The sequence below is a fragment of the Bacteroidia bacterium genome, from assembly GCA_026932145.1.
In the GTDB taxonomy this organism is placed as follows: Bacteria; Bacteroidota; Bacteroidia; order J057; family JAIXKT01; genus JAIXKT01.
In genome coordinates this window covers 1-7,965 of the sequence record JAIXKT010000022.1, presented here as the reverse complement: position 1 = coordinate 7,965, position 7,965 = coordinate 1, and the positions used below count along the sequence as shown (strand labels likewise).

The 7,965-nt window shown below is 39.4% G+C and carries 7 protein-coding genes and 1 pseudogene; 4 read left to right on the top strand and 4 right to left on the bottom strand.

Going from position 1 to position 7,965, the window contains the following annotated elements; translation table 11 throughout:
• Window positions 1-197 precede the first annotated feature (197 nt).
• Together LC115_06415 and LC115_06410 are read left to right on the top strand one after the other, a co-directional pair.
• Window positions 198-950 carry a 1-acyl-sn-glycerol-3-phosphate acyltransferase gene (locus tag LC115_06415; protein MCZ2356308.1) on the top strand — a complete coding sequence of 251 codons (753 nt, stop codon included), beginning with the start codon at window positions 198-200 and terminating at the stop codon, window positions 948-950.
• 126 nt (window positions 951-1,076) lie between these two features.
• Window positions 1,077-1,850, top strand: coding sequence for a 3-hydroxybutyrate dehydrogenase (locus LC115_06410; GenBank protein MCZ2356307.1), 774 nt, complete (start codon window positions 1,077-1,079; stop codon window positions 1,848-1,850).
• 65 nt (window positions 1,851-1,915) lie between these two features.
• Here the strand turns inward: LC115_06410 and asnB are convergent, their stop codons facing one another.
• From asnB to LC115_06395, 3 genes are read right to left on the bottom strand one after another with little or no spacing between them, the layout of a single operon-like run.
• Window positions 1,916-3,790, bottom strand: a complete 1,875-nt coding sequence (gene asnB / locus LC115_06405) for an asparagine synthase (glutamine-hydrolyzing) (GenBank protein MCZ2356306.1) — start codon at window positions 3,788-3,790, stop codon at window positions 1,916-1,918.
• Window positions 3,791-3,792: 2 nt separating this feature from the next.
• Window positions 3,793-4,605 carry an N-acetylmuramic acid 6-phosphate etherase gene (locus LC115_06400; GenBank protein MCZ2356305.1) on the bottom strand — a complete coding sequence of 271 codons (813 nt, stop codon included), beginning with the start codon at window positions 4,603-4,605 and terminating at the stop codon, window positions 3,793-3,795.
• The gene (locus LC115_06395) at window positions 4,602-5,438 is read right to left on the bottom strand and encodes a hypothetical protein (protein MCZ2356304.1); all 837 of its coding nucleotides are present in this window, start codon (window positions 5,436-5,438) and stop codon (window positions 4,602-4,604) included. The genes LC115_06400 and LC115_06395 overlap by 4 nt, the downstream gene beginning before the upstream one ends.
• Before the next feature lie 150 nt (window positions 5,439-5,588).
• Between LC115_06395 and LC115_06390 the strand changes: the two genes are divergently transcribed.
• The gene (locus tag LC115_06390) at window positions 5,589-6,368 is read left to right on the top strand and encodes a thiazole synthase (GenBank protein MCZ2356303.1); all 780 of its coding nucleotides are present in this window, start codon (window positions 5,589-5,591) and stop codon (window positions 6,366-6,368) included.
• Between the two features lie 4 nt (window positions 6,369-6,372).
• Window positions 6,373-7,353 (top strand): methylmalonyl Co-A mutase-associated GTPase MeaB, encoded by a 981-nt coding sequence (gene meaB / locus LC115_06385; protein MCZ2356302.1) that lies wholly within the window; start codon window positions 6,373-6,375, stop codon window positions 7,351-7,353.
• A gap of 15 nt (window positions 7,354-7,368) precedes the next feature.
• Here meaB and LC115_06380 read toward each other — a convergent pair.
• Window positions 7,369-7,710, bottom strand: a pseudogene (locus LC115_06380) (hypothetical protein).
• Between the last annotated feature and the right edge of the window lie 255 nt (window positions 7,711-7,965).

Here is a 7,965-nt window from a genome sequence, read left to right as displayed (position 1 = left end):
AAAATCCAATATGCAAAATATTGGTCTTGTTTATTTTTCACTATCGTATAATAGGAAACCAAAAATGGGCTGAAAAGATGCTTTATCAGCACTTTCATGATTTCTAAATCACAACCCAAAAAACTTTCGATTTGCAATGCTCAATTTTTGGATTATCCAAGTATAAAACCATAATTTGCGAAAAATTAACTTTTTAAATGAAAAAAATACTTGGCTGGATTTTTACTCCATTTCACGCACTATTTTTTATTTTAATTATTCTGATATTCCATGTTCTTCAGATAATAGCTTTACGTTTATTGGGTTATCATGCGCACAAAAAAGTTGTAGATGCGATGGAAATCTGTATGATTTTAAATTTACAGATAGTGATGGGGCTTCGGTTACGGTGCAATCCGCTACCTAAAGAGCTTAGTACCGATAAACCTTTGATTATCATATCAAATCATCAAAGTATGTTTGATATTCCGATTATCGGCTGGGTATTTCGGAAATATCATCCAAAATATATTTCTAAACGGGAACTGGCGCATGGTATTCCAAGTATTTCTTACAACATTCGTCATGGTGGTTCCATTGCCATAAACCGAGGCGATGCCGCTGAAGCCGTTCAACTTATTGCTGATTTTGGGAAATACCTTGAAAAAAACAATTTTGCCGGCTGCATTTTTCCCGAAGGTACTCGCTCACGAAACGGAGTGTTAAAACCATTCAAGACAACCGGCACTATTCAACTACTCAATGCTACACCAAACGCCCAAATTCTCCCATTAGTAATCAGCGGCTCTTGGGAAACAATGCGCTATAACTCCCTACCTACTCCTTATGGCATCAAAATAACACTCACTCCGCTTCCGCTTATTAATAGAAAAAATAAAACATCCGAAGAAATAGCCGCTGAATGTGAACAAGCTATCAAACAAGAAATTGAAAAAAATAAAAACACATAATTTGGCTGTCGCCTAAATATATTGTGGAAACATTTGTTGATAGCATTCATTACGTTTATCATAATTTATCCTTCATATACAGCTGAGTTCTATCAGATTAGAATATCTTTCAAAAATATCCAATAAGTGAAAAAAAAAGTAGCCGTTATCACCGGCAGCAGCAGCGGAATAGGCTTAGGTATTGCAAAAGAATTTGCAAAAGCCGGCTATGACCTCATGATGAATGGGTTAGAAACTAATGGCGCAGAGATAGCAGCTAATATAGCACAAGAGTTTAAAGTAACTGTTCTTTTTTCCGGAGCCAATATGCTTCACGCGGAACAAGTTATTCAGATGATACAAGAAACGGAAACGGCCTTTGGGAAAATAGATGTTTTGATAAACAACGCCGGCATACAGTACGTTGCTCCCATAGAAAATTTCCCTGCCGAAAAATGGAATGATATTATTGGAGTTAATTTGACTTCGGCGTTTTATACTACAAAAGCAGTTTTTTCTGGAATGAAACACCGTAAATTTGGCCGAATCTTGAATATAGCTTCTGCCCACGGCTTAGCAGCTTCTGAATATAAATCGGCTTATGTGGCTTCTAAACACGGAATTATAGGATTTTCTAAGGTTATTGCTTTGGAAGGTGCTCCCTATGGAATTACTTGCAACGCAATTTGCCCGGGATATGTAAGAACACCACTCGTAGAAAACCAAATTAAAGACCAAGCAAAATCACACGAAATACCCGAAGACGAAGTTATCCAAAAAATAATGCTGCACAAACAGCCCATCAAAGACTTTATATCTATTGAATCTGTAAGTGCATTATGCCTGTTTTTAGCTTCTGAACACGGAAATTTAATCACCGGAGCAGCCATCCCCATAGACGGCGGCTGGAATGCCCAATAATTCCCCCCAAAATGTTACGGAATCAAAAATAACTGTGTTTTTCTGATTCCGTAAGAAAAACTAAATCACGTTTGGAAATTAGCTCCATAATTAGACAAGACATATTTTTCCCAGTATAACACACTTAATATTCGCCACAACAAAGCAGCCGGAGTTTTTCGCTTAATAAGTTCCCATTCTTTTTCTAAATTGCTAATATTCAGCCATTTTTGGCTATAATGAAAATTATGGTTGGGAAATGGCAATTGCCGCATCCATATATTAATTGGTGCCTCAAAGCCGATTTTATCTGTTCGCATCAATATTTGCTGCGGAAGTTCTTTTTGGAAAGCATGTTTCAGTAAAATTTTAGCTGTAAAATGCTGTATTTTGAACATACCGGGCACTTGGAAAAGGTAGGAAATAAGCGGTATATCATCTGCAAAGGGGCTTCTGCTTTCTATAGAAAACCACATTGCATTTCGGTCAGCATATCGTAAGAGTGTGGGTAAAGAACTCACCTGCAATGAGTCAAATAACGCCGTATTTAGGCTAAAAAACCGATTAGACTTACGCTGCGAATAGGGCAATAATATCCACTGAGCTAATGGATGTAACGATTTGATGATTGATTTATAGGGTTCTGCATAAGTTGAAAGATATTCAAAAACCCAAGAAAAACTTCTTTGCTGAAATAATTCTCTGGCAAAATGGGAGGGCTTATTGTGAATGTATTCTGCCATCCATGGGATATAAAAGCGGTGGTATCCGGCAAAGAGTTCATCTCCGCCCTGCCCGTCAATCAACACCGGAACTTGTGCTGTATTGGCAGCACGCATTAGGCAAAATTGTGCATAAACGGATAATGACCCCGTTGGAACTTCCTGTGCTCGAATAAAATCCGGTAAGTCTAACAAAAACTGCTCCTGAGTTGGGTTGATGAATATATGCCGGCAATCACTCTGTTGAGTTATGTTTTCTGCAAAATGGCGTTCATCTTTATTCCAGTTTGGCCAAGATACGGTAAAACAAAAAGTGGGCTTTTGCCGACTGGCTGCCCAAAGACAAGAACTGTCTATTCCCCCGCTTAGGGCAAGTCCTATTGGCACATCTGCCACTTGATGTGCTAAATTAGCCTGTATTACTTTATCTCGAATTTCATCTGCATATTGCTGTGTTTTAGCTCTTGTAGGTATCTCAAAATTATTATTAATCAATACCTTACGATATTTCTGTGCCGGTTTAGCGATGCCGTTTGTAAATTCAATAAAACTTCCTGCCGGTATTTCTTCTATATTGGTGTAAAAACTTTGGGCTGTCTTTCCGCGCCATAGGTATTCCGCTACCGCTGATTCATTAATTTGTAAATCCCATAATTTTGAGGCAAAAAAAGCCTTGTATTCAGAGGCAAGGCAGGAAAAGTTTTTTTCATATCCCAAATAAAGTGGTTTCATACCAACTATATCCCGTGCAGCAATAGCATTTTGCCGGATATTATCCCAAAAAATAAAGGCAAACATACCGTTCAAACTGCTTATCCCTTCGGCACCGTATTGAATTAGCCAATGGAGCAAAACCTCTGTATCTCCTTGTGTTTTGAAAAAGATTCCTTTTTGTTTTAATGAGTGCCGAAGTTCTTTAAAATTATAGATTTCTCCATTAAAGATGAGGGCATAATTTCCGGAACTATCCAAAAAAGGTTGATGATTTTGTGGGCTTTTATCGAGGATAGCTAATTTTCGGTGCCCTAAAAATGCTGTACCGGATTGGTTTTCTAAGGATAGGATGTTGGGTAAGGTAACTTTTGAGGATTCATCACCGGCTGGGATTAAGTTTTGCGGAGTTGCGATAATGAATCCGGAATCATCGGGGCCGCGATGCGCCAGAGAGCGTGTCATGGCCAAAATTTCGCGGACATATAATCGGGTATCACGGCATAATATAGCAGCTATTCCGCACATAATTACGTAAGAATAGCGGCCAAAGCTGCTCGAACAGATTGATGTTTCAGCAGATACATTTTTGCTTCTGCATAGCTCAATCCAGTTTGTTCTGCAATAAAGCGTGTGCCTCGGTCAATTAGTTTATGGTTTGTTAGTTGCATATCTATCATAAGATTACCTTTTATATGTCCGAGTTGGGCAAATATTCCGGTTGAAATTTGATTGAGTATCATTTTTTGGGCTGTTCCGGCTTTTAAGCGTGTTGAGCCACGTAGTATTTCCGGCCCTGTTATTACCTCAATGGGAAATTCTACGGCATTGGCAATTGCTGAATTTAGGTTACAAACTAAACATCCGACTGCGGAACCGTATTTACGGGCAGTTGTTACCGCACCCAGCACATAAGGCGTTTTTCCTGACGCCGAAATTCCTAATAAAGTATCTATCTTACAATCAAATTGATATTCCTGCAAGTCAAGCCAGCCTTGTGCTAAGTTATCTTCAGCAAATTCGACAGCTTTTCGGATTGCGGTATCTCCGCCGGCAATAATTCCGATAACGCGCCCTTGCGGAACTCCAAAGGTAGGCGGGCATTCAGAGGCATCCACAATCCCTAAGCGGCCGCTTGTGCCGGCACCGATATAAAACAGCCGTCCTCCCTGCCGCATGCGGATAGCAGAAACTTCGATAAACCGCGCTACTTGTTCTAAACACAAAAACACCGCATCAGCAACGGTGGCATCCGCAGCCTGCTGTAGCCGCAACAAATCTAAAACACCTAACGAATCTAAGGAAATCCCAGCATCAGACTCCGTAGAAAAATCCTGAATCATTTGCTAATCTGATGAAAATGAACCAATTCTGGCAACGGATTTTGTATGAATAAAACATCATAAATTGAAAATGATTTTAACTCCTCTGTTATTATTTGTTTTAAGAAAAAACCGACCGAGCCAATTATCGCTGTTTTGAGACCTGTTTTATGCGGGATAATACTATTCCGTAAAAACTCCCGAATACCTTCTTGAAATAAATTATTAATTAAAAGATGGTTTTGATGTGCTAATAACCAAGGGAATACCGCAGCTAAGGTTGCGTTGGGTCTTTTGGATAAGTACACAGCATTTCTGTATTCTACAAAGTTTAATCCTAAAATTTGTTCAAAACTTAGGGCTAAGTCTTTATAACATCCGGAGCAGGTTTGGGTCAAAAATTGTTTTCCAAACCACGCGCCACTGGCTTCATCACCAAAGAGATAACCATACCCCCCCACCTGTTGAACAATATAGTTTCCGTCATAAAATGCTGAGTTAGAGCCTGTTCCAAGTATTAATGTATTTCCTTGCTGTTTTTTTAGACCGGCTCTGGCTGCTCCGAGTAGGTCATGCTCAACAAAAATTTCGGCATCCGGCAAAAATTGTTTTAGCAAAGAAAGTACCTTCTGATGGTTAAATTCATCAGAAATACCTGCACCATAAAAATAGCAGTTTGAAATAGCCTCTGTTTGGATAGCATTTAAAGTATCTCTCAGAACCGCCTCTATTGCTTCATTGGTTAATACTTTTGGGTTTAAGCCCTGTGAATGAAAATATTGCGTTTTTTGATTCGTTGTATCAATAAGTACCCAGTTTGTTTTTGACCCTCCGCTATCAGCGATTAATATCATAACTAACCACAAAGTTGAATACTTTTGGGGTAAAATTTACCATAGTTTAGGGAAAGAGATAAGAGATTCTCTATTTTTTTGAATAAAGTCTCCAAAAGTAGGTTTTTAGAGCCTCTGCCTTTAGTAATTTTGGCTGTTTGAAAAATATAAATGAACGAACAATCAACGTTTAAAATCGGCGAAAAAGAATTTAGTTCAAGATTATTGATTGGTTCTGGTGGGTATCCCAGTGCTGCGGTTTGGCGTGAAGCATTACAGGAGTCTGGTGCAGAGATATTTACGGTTTCAATTCGTCGGGTAAATTTACAACATACCCAAGATACATTTTTGACTCAGGATTTATTTGAGCGTTATCAAGTATTGCCCAACACTTCCGGGTGCTATACGGTGCGAGATGCTATTTTAACGGCAGAGTTAGCTCGGGAAGCTACCGGCGTAAATTGGATTAAATTGGAAATCTTGGGTGATGAAAAGACATTACTTCCTGACCCTATTGCAACGGTTCAGGCTGCCGAAAAACTTGTAGGGCTTGGTTTTACTGTTTTGCCGTATTGCGGAGATGATCCTATTTTATGCAAGTATTTAGAGGAGGTAGGCTGCGCTGCTGTGATGCCCTTAGCAGCACCTATTGGCAGCGGAATGGGAGTCCGAAACCCGCAAAATATCCAGCTAATTCGGGATATGGTGTCTATTCCGGTTATTATTGATGCCGGAATCGGGACGGCCTCTGATGCCGCCATTGCCATTGAATTAGGTTGTGATGCTGTGCTGCTGAATACTGCCATTGCAGATGCTCAAAACCCCGTTTTGATGGCTCGTGCCTTTAAATTAGCTATTGAAGCCGGTTATTTAGCCCGCCAAGCGGGGCGAATCCCTAAGGTTTATCACGGAAGACCATCTTCACCCATAGAGGGTACGCTGTTCTCATAAACCAATGCCACCGATAAGACATCCTATTCAAACTTATGTAGCCGGTATTTTGGCCGGAAACAGAACTATTTTAAGCCAAGCAATAACGGTTTTAGAGAGCCACCTTTCTGAAGACCAAAAGCGAGCAGCCAATATTATAGACCAGATACTTCCCTATTCAGGAAAATCTCTACGGCTTGGAATTACCGGCTCTCCGGGAGTCGGAAAAAGTTCCTTTATAGATGTTTTTGGTAATCATGCTATTATGCAGGGCAAGAAAGTAGCGGTGTTGGCCATAGACCCAAGTAGCCCGATTAGCGGCGGAAGTATCTTAGGGGACAAAACACGTATGGCGTTACTTTCCCAACAAGCTAATGCCTTCATTCGGCCAAGCCCTGCCGGCAAAAAGTTAGGGGGTACGCATACAGCTACTCGAGAAACAATATTGCTCTGTGAAGCTGCCGGCTTTGACCTCATTATAGTGGAAACAGTAGGCGTAGGCCAGTCTGAAACCGAAGTCAGCAGTATGACCGACTTATTCTTACTGCTAATCCAAGCCGGCTCCGGAGACGAACTGCAAGGAATCAAAAAGGGAATTGTAGAACTTGCTGATTATCTCTTGGTAACAAAAGCAGATAACGATAACCTTATCCGCTGCAAACGCACGCAAGCTGACTTTCAGCAAAGTGTTCATTATCAACAAAAAAAATCTAACGGAATAACTCCTATTGTAGATATTTGCTCCGCTTATACCCAACTTGGTATTGCAGAAGCCTTTCAACATTTGTATTCCTTACACCAAGCATTAATTCAACATAATTATCTTTCTAAATTTCGTGAAAATCAATATCTTCACTGGATAAAGGAATATGCAACACAACTTCTGTTAGCTGATTTTGATTTTTTTTTACAAAAAAAAGATTTTTCAAACAAACAATCTGTTCGTTTGAATGCAACTAATTTATTAAAAGATTTTTACAAGACCCAAGAAAATACTTTATTGTAAAAAACTGGTTGTGGTTCAGAAAGTATGAAAGCTATAGTTTCGTTGGTGAATCATTATTGCAATCATGGCATCATGACTCTCTATTTTCTTGGAAAAGCAAGTAGTCCTCCTGACAAATCTTCTATTTCTGGCTCTTAATGAGTTATTTACGCCTTCTGTTTCTTTTGTTAGATGCTTACTAATCCGATGATTTTCGCCCCCAAATACAGCTGAAAAGGCCTCCTAATTATCCGTACAAATCTCGTCTATACTTAGGTGCGCTACCATATCTTGCAACCTTTGAACCGCTTTTTTGTTCCTTTTTCCCAAAACATACCCGATTATCTCCTTAGTTTCCGGAGCATAAGTATAAATCAGCCATCTTTTCCTCCGCTTTTTGCGCTTTACATAAAATCAATCTTCATCTATTTGCACGGATTATAGTGCTCTTGCTTGGGCTTAACAACACACTCATAGGATACTTTAAGCATCACACAGTTTCGGCTTACGCCTAAAATAACCTCAACATCTCTGACACCACTATTTCTTAATAATATACTGGCTATCTTATGTTTAACTTTAGAGGTTGTTTAAAATTTATTTTTTTATTCTGTTAAGCATAATTCTAATCAT